General features: G+C 60.5%; 17 protein-coding genes. 8 read left to right on the top strand and 9 right to left on the bottom strand.

Annotated elements, in window-relative coordinates:
- Window positions 1-10 precede the first annotated feature (10 nt).
- Window positions 11-1,210 (top strand): MFS transporter, encoded by a 1,200-nt coding sequence (locus Q1V60_RS08490; protein ID WP_300629295.1) that lies wholly within the window; start codon window positions 11-13, stop codon window positions 1,208-1,210.
- A gap of 150 nt (window positions 1,211-1,360) precedes the next feature.
- Window positions 1,361-1,912: a redoxin domain-containing protein gene (locus Q1V60_RS08485; protein WP_300629224.1), complete on the top strand. Its 552-nt coding sequence runs from the start codon at window positions 1,361-1,363 to the stop codon at window positions 1,910-1,912.
- 63 nt (window positions 1,913-1,975) lie between these two features.
- Here the strand turns inward: Q1V60_RS08485 and Q1V60_RS08480 are convergent, their stop codons facing one another.
- From Q1V60_RS08480 to Q1V60_RS08465, 4 genes are all read right to left on the bottom strand, one after another.
- On the bottom strand, window positions 1,976-3,253 hold the full coding sequence (locus Q1V60_RS08480) for an outer membrane protein transport protein (RefSeq protein WP_300629221.1): 1,278 nt from the start codon (window positions 3,251-3,253) through the stop codon (window positions 1,976-1,978).
- A gap of 170 nt (window positions 3,254-3,423) precedes the next feature.
- The gene (locus tag Q1V60_RS08475; protein ID WP_300629218.1) at window positions 3,424-3,882 is read right to left on the bottom strand and encodes a hypothetical protein; all 459 of its coding nucleotides are present in this window, start codon (window positions 3,880-3,882) and stop codon (window positions 3,424-3,426) included.
- 279 nt (window positions 3,883-4,161) lie between these two features.
- Window positions 4,162-4,386 carry a hypothetical protein gene (locus Q1V60_RS08470; protein ID WP_010208698.1) on the bottom strand — a complete coding sequence of 75 codons (225 nt, stop codon included), beginning with the start codon at window positions 4,384-4,386 and terminating at the stop codon, window positions 4,162-4,164.
- Window positions 4,387-4,811: 425 nt separating this feature from the next.
- Complete coding sequence (locus Q1V60_RS08465) at window positions 4,812-5,123, bottom strand: hypothetical protein (RefSeq protein ID WP_300629214.1); 312 nt, start codon at window positions 5,121-5,123, stop codon at window positions 4,812-4,814.
- 455 nt (window positions 5,124-5,578) lie between these two features.
- Here Q1V60_RS08465 and Q1V60_RS08460 point away from each other — a divergent pair, with 455 nt between their 5' ends.
- Together Q1V60_RS08460 and rmuC are read left to right on the top strand one after the other, a co-directional pair.
- Window positions 5,579-5,902: a sel1 repeat family protein gene (locus Q1V60_RS08460; RefSeq protein ID WP_300629212.1), complete on the top strand. Its 324-nt coding sequence runs from the start codon at window positions 5,579-5,581 to the stop codon at window positions 5,900-5,902.
- 175 nt (window positions 5,903-6,077) lie between these two features.
- Window positions 6,078-7,442, top strand: coding sequence for a DNA recombination protein RmuC (gene rmuC, locus Q1V60_RS08455; protein WP_300629293.1), 1,365 nt, complete (start codon window positions 6,078-6,080; stop codon window positions 7,440-7,442).
- A 162-nt stretch (window positions 7,443-7,604) separates the two neighbouring features.
- On the opposite strand, the gene Q1V60_RS08450 is transcribed toward rmuC, so the two are convergent.
- From Q1V60_RS08450 to Q1V60_RS08440, 3 genes are all read right to left on the bottom strand, one after another.
- Window positions 7,605-11,078, bottom strand: a complete 3,474-nt coding sequence (locus Q1V60_RS08450; protein ID WP_300629210.1) for a hybrid sensor histidine kinase/response regulator — start codon at window positions 11,076-11,078, stop codon at window positions 7,605-7,607.
- Between the two features lie 114 nt (window positions 11,079-11,192).
- Window positions 11,193-11,576, bottom strand: a complete 384-nt coding sequence (locus tag Q1V60_RS08445; RefSeq protein WP_300629291.1) for a YbaN family protein — start codon at window positions 11,574-11,576, stop codon at window positions 11,193-11,195.
- Window positions 11,577-11,596: 20 nt separating this feature from the next.
- Window positions 11,597-12,184, bottom strand: coding sequence for a YecA family protein (locus Q1V60_RS08440; protein ID WP_300629208.1), 588 nt, complete (start codon window positions 12,182-12,184; stop codon window positions 11,597-11,599).
- Window positions 12,185-12,461: 277 nt separating this feature from the next.
- Between Q1V60_RS08440 and recQ the strand changes: the two genes are divergently transcribed.
- Window positions 12,462-14,588, top strand: coding sequence for a DNA helicase RecQ (gene recQ / locus Q1V60_RS08435; RefSeq protein WP_300629206.1), 2,127 nt, complete (start codon window positions 12,462-12,464; stop codon window positions 14,586-14,588).
- A gap of 121 nt (window positions 14,589-14,709) precedes the next feature.
- On the top strand, window positions 14,710-15,144 hold the full coding sequence (locus Q1V60_RS08430; RefSeq protein ID WP_065884521.1) for a MarR family transcriptional regulator: 435 nt from the start codon (window positions 14,710-14,712) through the stop codon (window positions 15,142-15,144).
- Between the two features lie 345 nt (window positions 15,145-15,489).
- On the opposite strand, the gene Q1V60_RS08425 is transcribed toward Q1V60_RS08430, so the two are convergent.
- Window positions 15,490-17,679 (bottom strand): patatin-like phospholipase family protein, encoded by a 2,190-nt coding sequence (locus tag Q1V60_RS08425; RefSeq protein ID WP_300629289.1) that lies wholly within the window; start codon window positions 17,677-17,679, stop codon window positions 15,490-15,492.
- An 83-nt stretch (window positions 17,680-17,762) separates the two neighbouring features.
- Here Q1V60_RS08425 and Q1V60_RS08420 point away from each other — a divergent pair, with 83 nt between their 5' ends.
- Entirely contained in the window at window positions 17,763-18,050 is a 288-nt protein-coding gene (locus Q1V60_RS08420; RefSeq protein ID WP_300629201.1) for a SelT/SelW/SelH family protein, read from the top strand.
- A 2-nt stretch (window positions 18,051-18,052) separates the two neighbouring features.
- On the opposite strand, the gene Q1V60_RS08415 is transcribed toward Q1V60_RS08420, so the two are convergent.
- Window positions 18,053-18,934 carry a DMT family transporter gene (locus Q1V60_RS08415; protein ID WP_300629198.1) on the bottom strand — a complete coding sequence of 294 codons (882 nt, stop codon included), beginning with the start codon at window positions 18,932-18,934 and terminating at the stop codon, window positions 18,053-18,055.
- A gap of 142 nt (window positions 18,935-19,076) precedes the next feature.
- On the opposite strand from Q1V60_RS08415, the gene Q1V60_RS08410 reads away from it, so the two are divergent.
- Window positions 19,077-19,889 (top strand): UDP-2,3-diacylglucosamine diphosphatase, encoded by an 813-nt coding sequence (locus Q1V60_RS08410; protein WP_300629196.1) that lies wholly within the window; start codon window positions 19,077-19,079, stop codon window positions 19,887-19,889.
- Window positions 19,890-20,047 lie beyond the last annotated feature (158 nt).

The raw sequence follows: 20,047 nt of genomic DNA, 5'->3' as shown, positions 1-20,047 counted from the left end.
AATGACCTCGATGTGGCGCACCAGTGGCTGGGTTCTTGTGGGGAGTGCGCTGATCCTGGCGTTGTCCTTGGGCGTGCGGCACGGCTTTGGCCTGTTCCTGGCGCCGATGAGCAGTGAATTTGGCTGGGGCCGTGAGACGTTCGCCTTCGCCATTGCTTTGCAGAACCTGATCTGGGGCCTGGCGCAGCCGTTCACCGGGGCACTGGCGGACCGTTTCGGCGCGACCAAAGCGGTGTTCGTCGGTGGCGTGTTGTACGCCGTGGGCCTGGTGTTAATGGGCATGTCGGACTCGGCGTGGTCATTGTCCCTGAGTGCAGGGTTGTTGATCGGCATCGGCCTTTCCGGCACTTCGTTTTCAGTGATTCTTGGCGTGGTCGGCCGCGCCGTACCCCCCGAAAAACGCAGCATGGCCATGGGCATCGCCAGCGCCGCCGGCTCCTTTGGCCAGTTCGCCATGGTACCTGGCACCCTCGGTTTGATAGGTTGGCTGGGCTGGTCGGCAGCGCTGCTGGCGCTGGGCCTGATGGTGGCGTTGATCCTGCCGCTGGTGTCCATGCTCAAGGATCGGCCGCTGCCGCCCACGATCGGTCAGCAAACCCTGCGTGAAGCGTTGAAGGAGGCGTGTTCCCACTCCGGGTTCTGGCTGCTGGCCTTCGGCTTTTTTGTCTGCGGTTTCCAGGTAGTGTTTATCGGTGTGCATCTGCCGGCTTATCTGGTGGACCAGCACTTGCCGGCCACGGCCGGCACCACAGTGCTGGCCTTGATTGGCCTGTTCAATGTGTTCGGGACCTACACGGCCGGTTGGCTGGGCGGGCGCATGTCCAAGCCACGCTTGCTCACCGGCTTGTACCTGTTGCGCGCGGTGGTGATCGTAGTGTTTCTATGGGCGCCGGTCACTGAGGTCACGGCTTACCTGTTCGGCATGGCGATGGGCTTCCTGTGGCTGTCCACCGTACCGCTGACCAACGGTACCGTTGCGACCTTGTTCGGCGTGCGAAACCTTTCGATGTTGGGTGGGATTGTGTTCCTGTTCCATCAACTCGGCTCGTTCCTCGGTGGCTGGTTGGGCGGGGTGGTCTATGATCGAACCGGTAACTACGACTTGATCTGGCAAGTGGCAATTGTGCTCAGCCTGCTCGCGGCGGCCCTGAACTGGCCGGTGCGTGAACGGCCGGTGGCGCGGGTGCAGGCGCAAATGGAGGCGGCATGAATGCAGCGGTGCGGGTCATGTTGCTGGCGGCAGGGCTGATGCTGTTGCTGCTGGCTTGGTGGGGCTGGCAGCACGGTGGCCTGGCATTGATGCAGTTAGGCATGGCGATCTGTTAAGTTCTATGTCTGAATCGAATCAAGGACCTTTGATATGTTGATGCGCTGGCTCGCTTTACCCGTCCTGATGGCTGCCGGCAGCGTGGCCCTGGCCGCCAGCTGCCCGCCGTTGCTGGAGGGCCAATTGCCCAAGCTGCGGGCCAAGGAATCCATTGACCTGTGCCAGCGCTTTGCCGGCAAACCCCTGGTGATCGTCAACACGGCGAGCTTCTGCGGCTTCGCCCCGCAATTCAAAGGCCTCGAAGCCTTGTATCAGCGCTACAAGGGTGAAGGTCTGGAAGTGATTGGCGTGCCTTCCGACGACTTCAAGCAGGAGGCCAAGACCGGCGAAGAAACCGCCAAAGTCTGCTACGTGAACTATGGCGTGACCTTCACCATGACCGACCCGCAGAAGGTCAAGGGCCCGGATGCGGTGCACCTGTTCAAGGTATTGGCGCAGCAGACCGACGCGCCGCCCAAGTGGAATTTCTACAAGTACGTGGTAGATCGCCAGGGCAAGGTCATTGCCAATTTTTCCAGCCTGACCAAGCCCGACAGCCCGGAGTTGATCAAGGCGGTGGAAGAGGCGCTGGCCTCCAAACCCTGATCGCCGGCCATTGAAAAGCCCCGCCTCCTTTGCAGGAGAGCGGGGCTTTTTTACGACTGTGGGTTAGAACTTGTAGGTCATGCCCAGGCCGAAACCGTTGGCGCTGTTTTCGTACTTGGCGTTGTAGCTGGCCAATTGGTTGGAGCGTGCAACCTTGACGTCCTCTTCCTTCAGGTAGGAGTAGGCCACGTCGATGGTCATGTTTGGCATGACCTCATAGCCCAGGCCCAGACTGAAGATGGTGCGGTCGCCGGTAGGAATGCGCGGCGAGCGATCAGTGTTGTTGGTCGGCGACTGGTCGAACGTCAGGCCGGTACGCAATACCACTTGCTTGGTCAACTGGTACGAAGTACCCACGGCGTAGGCCCAAGTGTCGTGCCAGTTCTGGTCTTCCTTGATGGTGCCGACCAGCGCAGGGGCCAACGCGCCACCCGTTACGGCGCTCACGCCTTCGTTCTTGACGGTGATGTCTTTCAGGCGGCTCCAGCGGGTCCAGGTTGCACCGGCGTAGAGCTTCCAGGCGTCGGTCAGGTCTTGGGTCACCGACAGGTCGTAGGACTCAGGCGTATCGATCTTCAACGAAGCATCGTAGCGATTGCTGCGCAGGAACGGCGAGGTCGCGGTCGGCGCTGTGACTTCGGTGTGGCCGTCCAGCTTGTAGCTGACCTTGGAGTGATAGGTCAGGCCGACGCGGGTGGTATCGGTGGCCTGTACCAGCACGCCGATATTGAAGCCCAGCGCGGTGTCGTCACCCTTGATCTTGATATTGGTGTCTGGCGCGCGAGGGTTCAGCGTCAGGTCCGATTCCAGGGTGCCGGCAAGACGGTTGATGGTCGGGCCAAAACCCACGGAAACGCGATCGTTGAAAGCGTAGCTGACAGTCGGTTGCAAGGTGATGACTTTCACTTCGCTCTTGCTGCCAAAGCCACGGCCCTGGAAGCCGCGTTCGTAGTCAGTCACCAGCCCGAACGGTGCATAGACGCCGAAACCGACGGCCCACTGATCGTTGAGTTTATTGGTGTAGAAACCGAAAGGGACGGCGGTGAACGGCACCATATCGCCTTTGTTGCTGCCGCTGGAGCGACCGCTGGTATCGCTCAGATCGGTGGAGGCATCAATGGCTGCAACGCCGCCGGTGATTTGCTGACCTTCCAGTCGAGCCATACCGGCAGGGTTGCCGAAAACAGTGCTTGCATCATCGGCAGAAGAAGAGCGGCCTGCGAAACCGGTACCCATTCCGCTGACGCTCTGTTCGTTCAGGGCGAAGCCGCTGGCGAACAGTTGGGAGGAGGCCATGGCAACGGCGAGGCTAAGTGTGGTCTTGAGCATTACTTTTTTCATTATTAGAACTCCGTGGTGATCACCGCAGCGGAAAGTAACAATAAATTTGAAATCGCGCTATAGGCTGTAACGCTGGAGATAGAGCGGTTTTGTAGGACAATCCGACCAGATTCAGGGTTTTTTGGCGAACCTTGCAATTTGCCCGGTCAGCAGGCCACGTGTTTTATGGGCTAGACGCAGGTTTGCCAGGCTTGTGTGAAATCCCGGAGTCGGCCTTGAGGATGAAATATTTCTTTCCAGATACGTGCCATCCCGATGACGTCACCGGCCGGCGGCAGTGCGGGACGATGTTGTTCCACCAGCAACCAGGCGATGGCTGTGGCGTAGCGCAGGTTCACCGTTAACTCTAGCTGAGGTGCGCTGAGAAACGCATGCTGGCTGGCCAGTCCACGCACCAGGCTTGCGCGCTCGGGATCGAGTGCCAGGTAGTCATCCCAAAGTGCGCGGTGGCGCGGTTCGGTGATGCTGTAGAGGCCATGGCCCCGCCGATCATGCAGGGCCGAACCCAGTTCCGATTGGCTGGCGGCGATACCCAGCAGCAGAGGTTCGGCGGTCGGGTTATGGCAGCCGAGGTACATCAAGGTCGGCCTGATCACATAGCGACACAGTTCACTGGCGGCGATACCCATATAGGCCTCAGTTCGTGAAATGAGGTGACGAGCCTGAGAAAGGAGGGCTTGGCAGCGGTGAATCGGATCTCAGGCCCGTCGCAAGCGGATCATGCCGCTTGAGTTGAAGTGTAGTGTCATATTCATGGTGTAAAGGACTGTTTTTAAAACATCTTATTCAGTCAGCATTAACGGTTATATCTGTTCGGACTTTATAAGAAGGTTTTTAAACACGAATTCCAGGCAATAAAAAACCCTGTTTTTCAGACAGGGTTTTTGTGTTTCAGCGACTCGGGTCGATCAGGCAATCAATGCCTGACGGGTACGCTCGATCACGGCCTGCAGCGGTTCTGCGCTGGAGTATTGATCGGGGTACAGGCGTTCGCTGTGACGTGCGATGCCGTGTTCGTTGACCAGGGTGAAGCTGAAGCAGCCTTTGCGAGCGGCCATGATCAGGCAGTTCATTGGGGCAAAAGCATTGGTGAGGGTGCGAATGGCATCCTGAGTATGGATTTGAGCGTTCATATTATTGGTGTTCCTACAAATGACACGGATAAGAACCGTGCAACGTTAAAACGTTCCAGAAACGTTGATCACCATTGATCAAACGAAGAACCTAGTCTGGAACAAAGCAGCCAGTTTGAAGCGCTATTAATTAGGCGCGCTTGGGCTGGCAGGTAGGTACTTAGGAGGGCAGGCAATACAACAGGGGCAAAGGTTCTGGGCCCAGGGTGAAGATCCTGATCAATTTGCAGGTTGGTTCGGTCAGAGTATGGAGACTTCGCGGCACCCTTTGCTTGTTCAAAGGCGGTGTCGTCGCAAGTGATACCTGGAAACCATCGAGGTGGTCGACCCCATGTTGTTCAAGGGATATGTTCGACCAGAATTGACTTTCAGCTTGGTACTAACGCCGCGGATAGTAACGGAATGAATCGAGGAAGGGAAGCGCGTTAGAAAAAAACTTCAAGCAACCCGTGATAGACCAGCACTGTGATCGACGCAGCCAGGGCACACCCTAGCCCGTAGGCGGCGAGTGACAGGCGCAGGGACTGGCCATTTTCGATGACCCTCATCACATCACGCATGTCGTTGATTGCGCCGTCGCCCAGTTCGATGCACAGGCTCACTGCGGTAAAGGCGGCCGACAGCAGAATCGCGATGGCAAACAGTGCGCCGTCCGGCGACGGCAGCATCGCGTTGATGCCCAGGGACGTCACGCAGATAGCCAGCAGCAATGCGGCGAATATCAGAATGCCTTTCATCGGCCCCAGCACGGTTGCGTTAGCGGAGAGGGAGTGTGGCGAGCCGGAAGGCATTTGAAAAGTCCCCGGATCTAGTATCAGTCACATTTCCTACTCCGTCGGATCAAAAAAAGCCGGAGATATAACCATCAGGTGCGCACTTGTGCACATTAGTTGCGGCGTGTGTAACCTTACCGCGAACGGCCCGCAAGCCTGCTCGTTTGCCTGCATTCAAAATTTAAGTCAATGAAAAATCTCGCTTTTTTTTATTGGTGAAAAAATCGTCAGTTTGACTGCGGCCCCCGTTCCATGGGCCTTTGCGAGGGTTAAAGCCGGGTTGTCCACTGAGTTATCCACAGCTTCTGTGGATTGTCCCAAGCGCTTGCTCTAGAACGGGCGTGCAGCATTTTTTCAGCTTTACCTGTACGAAAAAAAGAGTAGAGTGGCGCGCCTTCCGTTCTGTCCCACAGTGCTTTATGAAGTTTCGCTCAGTATCACCTTCTGTTACCGATACCCCTCAAACTGTTACCGCGCCCAAGCGTTTCTCTTTGAAAGTCGCGTTGTGGCTCCTAGACAGCCCGCGCCTGGGGCAGAGTACCAACATCAAGCACTTGGCTGGCCGCCTGCTCAAGCAGCCTGCCCGCGAAGGCGTGGTGGCCGCGCAGAGCCGCCTGGGCCAATTGATGTGCCGTGAATGCGAAAATGCCCGAGACCGGCGTATCGGCCAGGACCTGCTGCGTTCCGCGGCCCGCGCCGGCGACCGTCGCGCTCAGCGCGAACTGGGCCAGGTCGCAGACTGAGCTGTCCTCCCGCGCATAGCTTGGTTAACCTTGCTCTTTTTTAGTGATGGCAGAAATGACTATGGTTTTCGACTGGACCAGTGTCGCCCTGGGCCTTGCCGGCGCAGCCCTGCCTTTATTGGCATGGTGCTGGCAGCTTCAACGGCGACTGACCGCGCGCACCACCGGCTGGGAGCTGCTTGAAGAGCGCCTGGCGACCGCGCAATTGGCCCAGGAAGGGCTTGCCGCCCAGTTGGATGCCAGCCGCGACGAGATCAGCGATTTGAGCCACGCCAATGCCGCCAAACAGGCCGACCTGGCGGCGGTGCGCCGCGAAGTCGAGCTGTTGCAGATCGACCGTGATAATGCCCGCGATGCCGCCCACGCCTGGAATCTTGACCGCAGCGCCAAGGAAACCGAGCTGCGTCGCCTTGACGCCTTGGCTGCGGCCCTGCGCGCTGAGCTGCGCGAGCAACAGGAGAGCCATCAACAACGCCTCGCCGACCTGCAAGGTTCCCGGGACGAGCTGCGCGCGCAATTCGCCGAACTCGCCGGGAAAATTTTCGATGAGCGCGAGCAACGCTTTGCCGAAACCAGCCAGGAGCGCCTGGGGCAGTTACTGGACCCGCTCAAGGAACGCATCCAATCCTTCGAGAAGCGCGTTGAAGAAAGCTATCAGAACGAAGCCCGCGAGCGCTTCTCGCTGGCCAAAGAGCTCGAGCGCCTGCAGCAACTGAACCTGCGCTTGTCGGACGAAGCCACCAATCTGACACGCGCCCTCAAAGGCCAGAAAACCCAAGGTAACTGGGGCGAGCTGATCCTCGAGCGGGTGCTGGAACATGCGGGCCTGGAAAAGGGCCGCGAGTACCAGACCCAGGTCAGCCTCAAAGGCCCGGACGGCGAGCGCTTCCAGCCGGACGTGTTGATCATGTTGCCGGGCGACAAGCAGGTGGTGGTGGACTCCAAGGTCAGCCTGACCGCGTATCAGCAATACGTCGCGGCGGATGACGAGGTGATTGGCCAGGCGGCGTTGAAGCAGCATGTGCTGTCTTTGCGCAATCACGTCAAAGGGTTGGCCGGCAAGGATTACAAGCGCCTGGAAGGGTTGCACAGCCTGGATTTCGTGCTGCTGTTCGTGCCGATCGAAGCGGCGTTTTCCGCAGCGCTGCAAGCCGAGCCGAACCTGTTCCAGGAAGCCTTTGACCGCCATATCGTGATTGTCAGCCCCACCACGTTACTGGCCACCCTGCGGGTGATCGACAGCCTGTGGAAGCAGGAGCGTCAGAGCCAGAACGCCCGGGAAATCGCCGAGCGCGCCGGTTGGCTGTACGACAAGTTTGTGCTGTTTATCCAGGATCTGGACGAAGTGGGCAATCGCCTGCAACAGTTGGATAAGGCCTACAGCGCAGCGCGCAACAAGCTGACGGACGGTCGCGGAAATCTTGTCAGTCGCACTGAGCAGTTGCGCCTGCTTGGCGCTCGGGCCAGCAAAAGCCTGCCGGCGGATTTGCTGGAAAGGGCGATGACGGATTCGGATGGCGTGGCGCATCTCCCCGAATAAACCCGCTGGTGTGGGGGCTGGCCTGCGAAGCCCATAGATATCGACACAACGTTGGTTGCGGCACTGAACCTGTGGCGAGGGAGCTTGCTCCCGTAACGGCCGGGCAGTCGACGCTTGGCTAACTGATGCTTCGCAGTGCACAGGGGCATAATTGGAGCCTGGTTAAAGTGGCAAATGCCGGCTCAACAGCGCCCGCAACGCCGCCGGTTTAACCGGTTTGGCCAAGTAATCCAGCCCCGCCGCGTGCACTTGGGCGACCATCTCCGCACGCCCGTCGGCACTGATTACCACGCCCGGAATCGGCTCGGCCAATTCTGCGCGCAGCCAGCCCATCAACTCGGTACCGGTCTCGCCGTGGTCCAGGTGGTAATCCACCAACGCCAGGTGCGGGCGCATGCCTTCGGCCAACAGGGCCGCGCATTGGGCCTGGCCGGTAGCGGTCCACACCTGGCAGCCCCAGCGAGTGAGCAGGCTGCGCATGCCGATGAGAATGCTTTCTTCGTTATCCACGCATAACACCTGCGCGCCGCTCAGCGGGAGGCCGTTTTTTTCCGGGGGCGCCTGGTGTTGCGGGCTGACCTGGTTGCGCGCCAGCGGCACACGCACACTGAATACGCTGCCCTTGCCCGGCCATGAGCGCACGCTCAAGCGATGGCCCAGTACGCGGCACAGGCCGTCGGCGATCGCCAGGCCCAAGCCCAGGCCCTTTTCGGCGCGGGTCTGGTGGCTGTCCAGGCGCTTGAACTCTTCGAAAATCACTTTCTGTTTATCCAGCGGGATGCCAGGGCCACGGTCCCAGACTTCCAGGCACAATTGACCCTTGCGTCGACGTACGCCCAGCAGCACCGGACCATCGGCATAGCGGAAGGCATTGGTAAGAAAATTCTGCAGGATCCGCCGCAGCAACTTGATGTCGCTGTCCACCCGCAGGCGACTGCCGCGCAAACGGAAGCGCAGGCCTTGCTCGTTGGCCAGCGCCTTGAATTCGGCGCCCAAGGTGTCGAACAGTTCGTTGAGTACGAACGGCTGGCGTTGTGGATTGATCTTGCCGTTTTCCAGGCGCGAGATATCCAGCAAATCGCTGATCAGATCCTCGGCGGAGCGCAGCGAACTGTCCAGATGCTGCACCAGTTGCCGGGCCTCGCTCGAGAGGCCTTCGTACTGGTGGGAGAGGGCGGCGGAGAACAGGCGTGCGGCGTTCAGCGGTTGCATCAAGTCATGGCTGACGGCGGCAAGAAATCGGGTCTTGGACTGGCTGGCGGATTCGGCCACGCCCTTGGCCTCGGTCAGCGCGACGTTGAGCTGCGACAGTTCATGGGTGCGCTCGGTCACCCGTTGTTCCAGGCCTTCGTTGGCCTCGGTCAGCGCTTGTTCGGCTTCGCGAAACGCGGTGATGTCGGTGAAGCTCATGACAAAACCTCCACCGGGCATCGGATTGCCGATCAGCTCAATCACGCGCCCGTTGGGGAACAGGCGCTCGGAGGTATGTGCACGGCCCTGGCGCATCCAGTGCAGGCGTCGCGCCACGTGCACTTGCGCTTCACCGGGGCCGCACAGGCCGCGCTCGGCGTTGTAGCGAATAATGTCGGCAATCGGCCGGCCGACGCTGATCAGGCCGTCGGGGTAGTTGAACAGCTCCAGATAGCGCCGGTTCCAGGCCACCAGCTTGAGCGACTGATCCACCACGCTGATGCCTTGGGTAATGTTTTCGATCGCACCTTGCAGCAGGGCGCGGTTGAACTGCAGCACCTCGGACGCTTCGTCGGCGATTCGTACTACGTCCTCCAGCTGCATGTCCCGACCTTCAATGGCGGCTTTCACCACGGCTCGCGTCGAAGACGCACCGAGCACGCCCGCCAGCAAACGCTCGGTGTGGGCGATCCAGTCGTTGTCGGCATTCTGGTTGGGGTTGAAACCTTTGCCCTGGCGATAGGCAAAACGGATAAAGCTTTGTTGTGCACGTTCTTCGCCCACAAAGCGCGCCGACAGGCTGAGCAGGTCGCTGATCTGTACCGACAACATGGAACGGGCGCTGGCGCGCTGGCTGATTTCCTGACCAATGAAGCGGCCGGCCTGCCAGTGCTCGGACACCCGCGTACGCGACAGCATGGACACCCACACGAACAGCGTGAAATTACCGGCCAGAGAGAACACGGTGCCTAAGGTCAGTGAGGTCACGGAAAAGCCGAACGGATGCGAGTGCATCCAGGTCAGGCCGGGGAAAAGGCTTAGCGACCACCCCAGGCTTTTCGCGGTAACCGGTAGGACCAGGGTGTAGAACCATAGGAATGTACCCGCCGCCAAGCCCGCAAATACCCCGCGCCGGTTAGCCTGCTTCCAGTACAGCGCACCGAGCATCGCCGGTGCCAGTTGGGTCACGGCGGCAAAGGCGATCTGACCGATGGTCGCCAGGCTCGCGGTGGAGCCGAGCAGGCGGTAGCTCACATAGGCCAGCAGCAGGATGATCACGATGCTGACCCGGCGCACCGACAACATCCAGTGGCGGAACACTTCAAAAGGGCGTTCGGCGCTGGAGCGGCGCAACAGCCAGGGCAGCAGCATGTCGTTGGAGACCATGGTCGACAAGGCAATGCTGGCCACGATCACCATGCCCGTGGCCGCCGATGCACCGCCAATGAAGGCCAGTACGGCGAGGGCCGGGTGGGCTTCGGCCATTGGCAGGCTGATCACATAGGAGTCCGGCAGCACCGAGCCAGGCAATAGCATCTTGCCGCCAAGGGCGATGGGGATCACGAACAGCGCGGCAAGGATCAAATAAGCCGGGAACACCCATTTGGCCAGGCGCAAGTCCTGTGGGTCGATATTCTCCACCACCGTCACGTGGAATTGCCGGGGCAGGCAGATGATCGCCATCATCGCGACGCCGGTCTGCACCACCATCGACGGCCAGTTGATGGTCTCCTTCCAGTATTCCTCCAGGCGCGGCGCGAGCATTGCCTGGCTGAACAGGTCGCCGAAGCCGTCGTACAGCCCGTAGGTCACAAACGCACCGACCGCCAGAAATGCGAACAGCTTGACCAGCGATTCAAAGGCAATCGCCAGCACCATGCCCCGGTGGTGTTCGGTGGCGTCGAGGTTGCGGGTACCAAACACGATCGTGAACAGCGCCAGCACCAGCGACACCACCAGTGCGGTGTCCTGGGCCCGAGTGCCTGTGGCGTCGGGCCCGGAGCCGATCAACAGGTTCACGCCGAGTACGATGCCTTTGAGTTGCAGGGCGATATAAGGCAGTACGCCAACCAGGCAGATCAACGCGACCACCACCGCCAGGGATTGGGATTTGCCGTAGCGCGCGGCGATAAAGTCGGCGATGGACGTGATGTTTTCCTGCTTGCTGATCAGAATCATCTTCTGCAGCACCCAGGGTGCCAGCACCAGCAACAGCACCGGCCCCAGGTAGATTGGCAAGAATGCCCAAAGCTGTTCGGCAGCTTGGCCCACGGCGCCGAAGAACGTCCAGCTGGTGCAATACACGGCCAGCGACAAGCTATAGACCCACGCACGCACACGCGGTGGCAACGGCGCATGGCGACGGTCACCGTAAAAGGCGATGGCAAACATAATGGCCATATAGGCCAGGGCAACGGCGGCGATCAGCCCGCTGGACAGCGTCATGGTAACTCCGAGCATAAGAACACCCAGGCATTCCGGGCCCGGTTGGACAGTCTCGCATGATGGCCGGGGTTAGTCAGTGTCGACCAAGGTCTGAGCGCGACTTGATGTCGCTGTTTAGCGAGGGGGCAGGGTTTTCTGGCGCAGGATGTAAATCGTCACCAGCACCGCGCTGGTCAGCATAAAGCCGCGTGCCCACGGCAACGGCACCAGGTAGCAGGAGAGGGCGATGCTCAGCCACATCAAGCCGATGGCGTAGACCTTGGCCTTGAGCGGGATGCCGCTACCGTCCAGGTAATCACGAATCCAGGGGCCTAGACGCGGATGTTCCACCAACCAGTGGTAGAAGCGCGGGGAGCTTCGAGCGAAGCAGGCGGCGGCAAGCAGGAGAAAGGGCGTAGTCGGCAATACCGGCAGGAAAATGCCGATCACACCAAGCGCTACGCTCAGCCAGCCGATGGCCAGCAGCCCATAACGCAGGAGCGGCGAGCGGTTGCCCATGGGGTCCACGGGCAAGCGACTCAGTGGTGACGTGGCTTGAGGATCGCCGGTTTTTCGTCAGGCGCGTTGCACAGCAGGTACAGCGCGGTGAGGGCTTCCGGGATCTGCACAATCATGTCGTCCATCAGATTGGCGTCGGCGGCGATATCGGAAAATTCAGCTTCTTCTTCAAAAAGCCCCGAACCGACCATGATCGGCAGCAGCATTTCGCTGACTTCTTCCTCGGCGGTTTCGAACCAGGCGGCTTCGCGCAGGAACACGCCTTCCATGAAGCCGATGCACCAGCCACGCAGGTCGGAGTCGTCCGGATCGTCGCCCAGGTCCAGTTCGCATGGCAGCTCGAACTCTTCATCGGAAGCGAGCTGGCGAGCGATATGGGCTTTGAGGGCCAGCAGGGTGGCTTCGATTTCTTCGCGCTGGGCGTCGTCGGCGTAGTGAGGTTCTTCGGCGAACAACGCGTCGATCCACTCACGGTCGGGCACGACATCAGAGCAGATCGACAGGGCGGTCAGGTAGCCGTGGGCGGCCACGTAGTCCAGCGCCTCGTCATGCAGCTCATCGGCGTCGAGGAAGGCTTGCAGGCGGGTTAGTTGCTCAGCGAAGGACATTGAAGAGTTACCTTGGGAATAAACGATGCTGAATTCTAGGCTTTCTTGAGCGCCCAGGCCAGCCGCACTGCACATTTGCACGGTTTTACACAGAGGTGGTCTATTCGTCAGTCACGCCCTTTGCCGATGAACGCTCGGGTATACTGCCGCGTTTTGTGATGCCCCTGCAGGCCATGCAGCAATCCGGGAAAACTTCGCTTACGGATTATTTTCCATGAAAGCGGGTTTTTTCGGCCAGCCTGTACAGAGGGATTTCAGCACCATTTTGGAGTTTTACATGCTCGAGCAGGCTCAACGCGTCCTCAAGGACATCTTCGGCTACGACAGTTTTCGTGGCCGCCAGGGTGCGATCATTGAGCGCGTGGCCAATGGCGGCGATGCCCTGGTGCTGATGCCTACCGGTGGCGGCAAGTCGTTGTGCTTCCAGGTGCCGGCGCTGTTGCGCAATGGCCTGGCCGTGGTGGTGTCGCCGCTGATCGCATTGATGGACGATCAGGTCGCCACTCTGGAAGAGCTCGGTGTCGCCGCCGCGGCCTTGAACTCCACCCTCAACGCCGAACAGCAGCGCGACCTGGCGGCGCGGATCAAGCGCGGCGAAGTGAAGATGCTCTACCTGGCACCGGAGCGGCTGGTGCAGCCGCGCATGCTGGCGTTCTTGCAGAGCCTGGAAATTGCCCTGTTCGCCATCGACGAAGCCCACTGTGTGTCGCAGTGGGGCCACGATTTCCGCCGCGAATACCTGCAGCTCGGCCAACTGGCGGAGCTGTTCCCCGACGTGCCGCGTATCGCCCTGACCGCCACCGCCGACAAGCGTACCCGCGAAGAGATCGTCGAACGCTTGCATTTGCAGAACGCCGAGCGGTTCCTGTCGAGCTTTGACCGGCCCAATATTTTCTATCGCATCGTGCCCAAGGAGCAGCCGCGCAAGCAGTTGCTCGCATTTCTCTCCGAGCGTCGCAGCGACGCGGGTATCGTCTATTGCCTGTCACGCAAGAAGGTCGATGAAGTGGCCGCGTTCCTCTGTGAGCAAGGCTATCCGGCGTTGCCCTATCACGCAGGCCTGCCCAACGAAACGCGCTCGGCTCACCAGAAACGCTTCCTCAACGAGGAAGGCCTGATCATGGTGGCGACCATCGCCTTCGGCATGGGTATCGACAAGTCCAACGTGCGTTTCGTGGCACACATGGATCTGCCCAAGTCCCTTGAGGCCTATTACCAGGAAACCGGCCGTGCCGGCCGCGACGGCTTGCCGGCGGACGCCTGGATGGTCTACGGCCTGCAAGACGTGGTGATGCTCAAGCAGATGCTGCAGAACTCCGAAGGCGACGAGCGCCACAAGCGTCTGGAGCAGCACAAACTCGACGCCATGCTCTCGTTGTGTGAAGAGACCCGCTGCCGCCGCCAGACGTTGCTGGCGTATTTCGACGAAGACATGCCGCAACCCTGCGGGCACTGCGATAACTGCATCGACGGTGTGCAGACCTGGGACGCTACCGAGCCGGCGCGCCAGGCATTGTCGACGATCTACCGCACCGGCCAGCGTTACGGCGTGGGTCATCTGGTGGATGTGTTGCTGGGCAAGGACAACGAAAAAATCCGCAGCTTCGGCCACGAGAAACTCTCGGTCTACGGTGTCGGCAAGGCCCGCGCCGAAGGCGAATGGCGCTCACTGTTCCGTCAGATGGTGGCGCGCGGGCTGGTCGACATCGATATCGAAGGCTACGGCGGCCTGCGCCTGAACGACAGTTGCCGGCCGTTGCTCAAGGGCGAAGTCAGCCTGGAGCTGCGCCGCGACCTCAAACCGCAGACCACCGCCAAGAGCAGCACCAGCCAGGCGAGCCAGCTGGTGCGTGGCGAGGAGCGCGAACAGTGGGAAGCCTTGCGCGCCCTGCGGCGCAAACTGGCGCAGGAACACAGCGTGCCGCCGTACGTCATCTTTCCCGACTCTACGTTGCTGGAGATGTTGCGCGAGCAGCCCACCAGCATGGCCGAGATGGCCAGGGTCAGCGGCGTGGGCGCGCGCAAGCTGGAGCGTTATGGCCAGGCCTTCCTCGAGGTTCTCGGCGGTCAGGCCGAAGCGCCGAAGGAAATCGCCGATATCCGTCACGAACTGATCAGCCTGGCCCGTGCCGGCATGACCCCGATCCAGATCGCCGGCCAACTGCAATGCTCGGAAAGGAACGTGTACACGCTGCTGGCCGAAGCCATCGGCAAGCAGCAATTGTCATTGGAACAGGCCCTTGATTTACCTGAGGATTTGCTCGGCGAAATCCAGGATGCCTTTCTCGATGGGGAGGGCGAATTGCCACCTGTCGCAGAGATCGCGCCGCTGTTTACCGGGCGCGTTCCTGAGGGCGTTTTGTACTGCGTACGTGCCGCTTTGCAGTCGGAATTCGAAATTTAGAGTGCCAATTGCGCCAATGTAACGAATCAGTACATACCGGGCCTTGCCTACTGGCATGGCTCATGCTTAGCTGACTAATAATTAGCCACACTTTATTTTCAGTATAAATCATGAGTTTTTTATGCCGTTAACCGATCAACACCGTTTTGGCATGCAGTTGGCGCAAATGTCCCGAGGTTGGCGCGCCGAGCTGGACCGCCGTTTGGCGGGGCTGGGCTTGTCCCAGGCGCGGTGGCTGGTGCTGCTGCACCTGGCCCGTTTTACCGAAGCGCCGACTCAGCGTGAACTGGCACAAAGCGTCGGAGTGGAAGGGCCGACCCTGGCGCGTCTGCTCGACAGCCTCGAAGGCCAGGGCCTGGTGCAACGCCAGGCAGTAGTGGAAGACCGCCGCGCCAAACGTATCCTGCTGTGTGACACCGCCCGGCCCCTCATTGACCAGATCGAGACCATCGCCACGGCGTTGCGCCATGAGCTGTTTGTTGGGGTGGACGAAGAGGATTTGCGTGTGTGTATGCGCGTGCATGGCCACATCCTGGCGAATCTGGAAAAGTCCTGAAACCACGCCACCGTGAGCGAGCCTACCGTGGCGAGGGAGCTTGCTCCCGCCGGGGCGCGAAGCGGCCCCAATCAGTTTGCCCCGGTGTTTCCAAATGCACCGGCTTGGCTGAGATCGCCCTAGGCATCTATACAACTGACTGTCCTGGGCCTGTCCTGCGACAATGGATATGCACTCGGACCAACCCGGCATCCTGGTTGGCTGTCAGGCCGCCGTCGCAGGCAAGCCAGCTCTCATATGTGGCACGCTGGGCATCAATCGTATAGCTATAGGCTGCCCTGCCGCCACGGGAGCAAGCTCCCTCGCCACGCTCGCCTGCTCCCACATTGGATGTGTGCAGCGTTTCTAGAAGGTCTGGCCGAGGTTCAGATACACCGCTTTCTGGTTGTCGTCATTGAACCCATAACTGAAATTCAACGGGCCCAGCGGCGTGTCAAAGCCGAGGAAGATGCTCGCCGCGTTGATATACCCGCTGTCGAACTCATTGTCATTGTTCCATGCCCGGCCCCGTTCTACCGAGGCTCCAAGGTAAAGCGGGAAATCCAGCGGCAGGTACGAGCGCGGAGTCAGGCGGCGGTAGTACACCGCACGCATCAGGCTGATGTTCTGGGCCGAGATCGCATCCTGGCGAAAGCCCGACAATTGCCGCGCGCCGCCCAGCAGGAAGCTGGAAACCACCACGTCCGAATCATCCAAGGTACGTCCGTAGCGCCCGCCTAGAATCAGGGTGTCGGGGCCGTGGCTCATGGCCTTGTCCAGCTTGAACTCCCATTGGCGGTAGCGCTGGTCCGACCCCAGCCCTGGCTCGAATTCGCGGTAGGCCAGGGCGATGTCTTCGCCGCTGTGCGGGAAGTACACGTTATCGAACGAATCGAACGAGTATTTCAACTCATAAAAGCCCTCGCTGAAACTCACGCCTGGCAGGTCGCGGTCGCCAATACGCACGTCAGCCTTGCCCCAGGCTTCCCCCACGCCGAAGCGGATCTCGCCGCTGTTGCCGATCTGCCGCCCGACGTTCAAGCCGAAACCGTAGCGTTCCAGGCGATATTCCGAGATGGGGTCGTTGTCCAAGGTCAGTTCGACGTTCTGCGCCTGGGCTCTGATATAAGGCGCGATGAAGTAGCGCGAGCCGGTGTCCATCGGTTGATAGAACTCGCTGTACAGCTCCTGACGATCACCGATCTGCACCCGCGTCAGCCATTCGGCGCCGAGGTGGTTGATCCCGTTAACCCGGTAGCTGGCGCCGAGGTTGAAGGCGCTGTCGCCGCGCATGTCATCCGACAGGTTCAAACCCAGGCGCAGGTAGTCGGTGCCGCTGCGTTTGCCTCGCGCGCTGATGACAAGGGTATTGTTCCCGGCCTTTTTCACCACGCGGTATTGCACCTGCTCGAAGTAGTCGAGGCCGTACAGCGTGCCCATGTCCGATTGCAGGCGCCCGAGGTTGAGCGGTTCGCCCAACTCCTGACGGATGTAGTAGCGGATCACGTCGTCACTGACTTTGGAATCGTTTTCCACGTCGATCGCAGTAATGACCGGGGTGCGCTCGCCTGGCGTGCGGGCGGCGGTCAGTTGCGGGTCTACCGGTTCGGCGGGCCGCAAATGCGCCAGGCGCAGGTCGAGGGCGCGTGTCGCGCGGTAGCCGGCGTCGATTATGTCCTTGGCGCGTCCGAAATCCGTCACGCCATAGGCCGCCAGGGGGGGTTGGATCAATACGTCCTTGGGGTGCAAAGCCTTGAGTTGTTCCTCGGAATTACGCCGGGTCATCAACGTGATGGACTGGTTGAGCACATCGACCACGGTCGCCAATTGCTGGCGTGAACGTAGCGGCGTGCCGATGTCCACCACAATGGCGATGTCGACGCCCATTTCCCGCGCCACATCCAGCGGAATGTTGTCGGTCATGCCGCCGTCGACCAGCAGGCGCCCGTCCAGCTCAACCGGAGCGAACACTGCGGGGATCGACATGCTGGCGCGTATCACCTGGGGCAGGTGGCCCTTGCTGAACACGACTTTTTCGCCGGTGGTGATGTCGGTGGCCACGGCCCGGAACGGAATCGGCAGCTTGTCGAAATTACGCGTGCCGCTGCTGTGGGCGAACATGCTCTCCAGCAGCAGTGCCAGGTTCTGGCCCTGGATCACCCCCAGCGGGAGGCCGAGACTGCCGTCGTCGCGGAAGCTGAGTTTCTGTTTGACCAGGAAATCGCGGTCATCCTGCTTGCGTCTGAACGGCACGTCTTCCCGGGGCGGTGCGTCGGACAAAGCCTGTTGCCAGTCGATATTCAGGGCGAGCTTTTCCAGTTCGTCGATCTTGTAGCCCGAAGCGTAAAGCCCGCCAATTACCGCGCCCATGCTGGTGCCGGCTATCGCGTCGACCTGGATGCCTTGCTCTTCCAGGGCCTTGAGCACACCGATGTGCGCCAGGCCACGGGCGGCACCGCCGGACAGCACCAGGCCGATTTTCGGGCGTGGGCTTTCAACGGCGTCGGCGAGAAGGGGAAGCAGGCACAGGAACAGGCAGGACAGCAGGCGGCGCATCATGAATCTCAAGGCTGGGCGATAAAGGCCGGTATTATAGCCACTCGATCCACTGACGCCCTCACACAGGAGCCTTTCACGTTATGTCAGCCAGCAAGCCCGAAATCGTGATCACCTATTGCACACAGTGCCAGTGGCTGTTGCGTGCCGCGTGGCTGGCCCAGGAGTTGTTGAGTACGTTTGCCGACGATCTGCGCAAAGTGTCGCTGGAACCCTCCAGCGGGGGCGCGTTTCGCATCACGTGCGACGGTGTACAAATCTGGGAGCGCAAGGCTGATGGCGGTTTTCCCGAGGCCAAGGTGCTTAAACAGCGGGTACGTGACCAGATCGACCCGCAGCGCGACCTTGGGCATAACGACCGTACGCAGTGAAGTCAGACCGCCGCCGGCTGCTTGGCCTGGCTGGTGCTGCTCATCAGGCCGGAAAGCACGATGGCGACGATGATCAGCGCGCCACCCAGCAACATGCGCAGGGTCGGCGTTTCGGCGAACAGCAGCCAGGCCGCCGTGATGCCATAGACCGGTTCCATGGCAAACACCACCGAAGCGGTGCGCGCCTTGATCACCGCGAGGCTGGCGACGAACAGGCTGTGGGCCAGGCCGGTGCAGAACACCCCCAGCAGCCCGATCCATAGCCAATCAATCCCACGCACATCCGCCAGCCCCGGTGCCGCCACGGGCAGCAGGCAGACCGCGACCACCACGTTCTGGCACAGCGCGGCCTGTACTGCTGGAATGCGGCCGGAGGCGGCGCGGTTGTTCAGCGACAATAACGAGAACAGCAGCCCCGATGCGATGCCCCAGAGCAAGCCACCCGTGGCTTCGCTGGCAAGGTTGAAATCCGGGGTCACCAGCACCAGGCCGATGCTGACCAGCGCTACCAGGACGATTTCATTGGCACGAATCCGCTCACGGAAGATCAGCCCTTCGAGGATCACCGTAAAGGCGGGGAAAGCGGTGAACCCCAGGGTCGCCACGGCCACGCCGGCGACTTTGACGGCGATGAAGAAGGTCACCCAGTGCGCGGCAAGCAGCACGCCGCTGACCAGCAGGCGGCGCCAGTCGCGCATCTGCAGTTTTTTCCACGGCGCATTGCTGGCAAAGCGTGCAAATACCGCCAGGGCGAGCACGGCAAACGCGGCGCGCCCGAATACGATGATGGCCGCAGAGGCGGCCGCCAGTTTGCCGAATACGCCGGTGAGGCCAAACATCAATGCGCCGATATGCAGGGCGCCTAGGGCTGAGCGGGGAGTCATTGCGATCCTTGAGCCAAGGGGTAACAGGGGCGCAGTCTACAATGCCTGGTGGCGAATGCGCTGTCATCAGACTGACGCACAGCTGTCACTGGCTATTAATCGCCAGGGCGCAAGCTCGCGAAAACAGCGTCGAGGGATACCCATGACCCGTGCCGAATTCGCCAAGCCCAGCCGCAAACAACGCGTGCGTACCCTGTGGATTTCCGACGTGCATCTGGGCACCCGGGACTGCCAGGCCGAGCACTTGTCGCAGTTTCTCAAGGGTTACCACGCCGACAAGGTGTACCTGGTCGGTGACATTATCGACGGCTGGAAAATGCGAGGCGGCATGTATTGGCCTCAAGCCCACACCAACGTGATCCGTCGCCTGCTGACCATGGCCAAGCGTGGTACCGAGGTGATCTATGTCACCGGTAACCATGACGAATTTCTAAGGCGCTATTCCAAGCTGATTCTGGGCAATATCCAACTGGTGGACGAGGCGGTGCATATCACCGCCGACGGTCGTCATCTGCTGGTGATTCATGGCGACCAGTTCGATGTGATTACCCGTTATCACCGCTGGCTCGCCTTCCTGGGCGACTCGGCCTACGAATTCACCCTCACTCTGAACCGCTGGCTCAATCACTGGCGAGCGCGCTATGGCTACGGGTATTGGTCGCTGTCGGCGTACTTGAAGCACAAGGTGAAAACCGCAGTAAGTTTCATCAGTGATTTCGAAGAGGCCATCGCTCACGAGGTGACCAAACGTGAGTTGCACGGGGTGGTGTGCGGGCATATTCACCATGCCGAGATCCGCAAGGTGGGCGAGGTGGATTACCTCAATTGCGGCGATTGGGTGGAGTCGTGTACAGCGTTGATCGAGCACTGGGATGGGCATATCGAGTTGTATCGGTTGGCGGATGACCAGGCCAGGGAAGCGCAGCTCAAGGCTGAGGCGGCGGTCGCCACCTGAGTATCAGATGCGGGAGGGGGCAAGCCTTAATGCCAGTCAGTTAAGACAGAACCGGTCCCTGTGGCGAGGGAGCTTGCTCCCGCTGGACTGCGTAGCAGTCCCATTTTTGGGGCCGCTTCGCGCCCCAACGGGAGCAAGCTCCCTCGCCACAGGTCGCA

It is taken from the genome of Pseudomonas sp. (assembly GCF_030147005.1).
GTDB lineage: Bacteria > Pseudomonadota > Gammaproteobacteria > Pseudomonadales > Pseudomonadaceae > Aquipseudomonas.
The sequence above is the reverse complement of the archived record's forward strand: the minus strand, read 5'-3'. Positions and strand labels throughout refer to the sequence as shown.

Excerpts from the sequence above, each read along its gene's own strand:
- Q1V60_RS08465 (WP_300629214.1), bottom strand. The coding sequence starts at position 5,123 with ATGAAAGGCATTCTGATATTCGCCGCATTGCTGCTGGCTATCTGCGTG.
- Q1V60_RS08460 (WP_300629212.1), top strand. The coding sequence starts at position 5,579 with ATGAAGTTTCGCTCAGTATCACCTTCTGTTACCGATACCCCTCAAACT.
- Q1V60_RS08475 (WP_300629218.1), bottom strand. The coding sequence starts at position 3,882 with ATGGGTATCGCCGCCAGTGAACTGTGTCGCTATGTGATCAGGCCGACC.
- Q1V60_RS08425 (WP_300629289.1), bottom strand. The coding sequence starts at position 17,679 with ATGCGCCGCCTGCTGTCCTGCCTGTTCCTGTGCCTGCTTCCCCTTCTC.
- Q1V60_RS08415 (WP_300629198.1), bottom strand. The coding sequence starts at position 18,934 with ATGACTCCCCGCTCAGCCCTAGGCGCCCTGCATATCGGCGCATTGATG.
- Q1V60_RS08410 (WP_300629196.1), top strand. The coding sequence starts at position 19,077 with ATGACCCGTGCCGAATTCGCCAAGCCCAGCCGCAAACAACGCGTGCGT.
- Q1V60_RS08430 (WP_065884521.1), top strand. The coding sequence starts at position 14,710 with ATGCCGTTAACCGATCAACACCGTTTTGGCATGCAGTTGGCGCAAATG.
- Q1V60_RS08485 (WP_300629224.1), top strand. The coding sequence starts at position 1,361 with ATGTTGATGCGCTGGCTCGCTTTACCCGTCCTGATGGCTGCCGGCAGC.
- Q1V60_RS08450 (WP_300629210.1), bottom strand. The coding sequence starts at position 11,078 with ATGACGCTGTCCAGCGGGCTGATCGCCGCCGTTGCCCTGGCCTATATG.
- Q1V60_RS08480 (WP_300629221.1), bottom strand. The coding sequence starts at position 3,253 with ATGAAAAAAGTAATGCTCAAGACCACACTTAGCCTCGCCGTTGCCATG.
- Q1V60_RS08470 (WP_010208698.1), bottom strand. The coding sequence starts at position 4,386 with ATGAACGCTCAAATCCATACTCAGGATGCCATTCGCACCCTCACCAAT.
- Q1V60_RS08420 (WP_300629201.1), top strand. The coding sequence starts at position 17,763 with ATGTCAGCCAGCAAGCCCGAAATCGTGATCACCTATTGCACACAGTGC.
- recQ (WP_300629206.1), top strand. The coding sequence starts at position 12,462 with ATGCTCGAGCAGGCTCAACGCGTCCTCAAGGACATCTTCGGCTACGAC.
- Q1V60_RS08440 (WP_300629208.1), bottom strand. The coding sequence starts at position 12,184 with ATGTCCTTCGCTGAGCAACTAACCCGCCTGCAAGCCTTCCTCGACGCC.
- Q1V60_RS08445 (WP_300629291.1), bottom strand. The coding sequence starts at position 11,576 with ATGGGCAACCGCTCGCCGCTCCTGCGTTATGGGCTGCTGGCCATCGGC.
- Q1V60_RS08490 (WP_300629295.1), top strand. The coding sequence starts at position 11 with ATGTGGCGCACCAGTGGCTGGGTTCTTGTGGGGAGTGCGCTGATCCTG.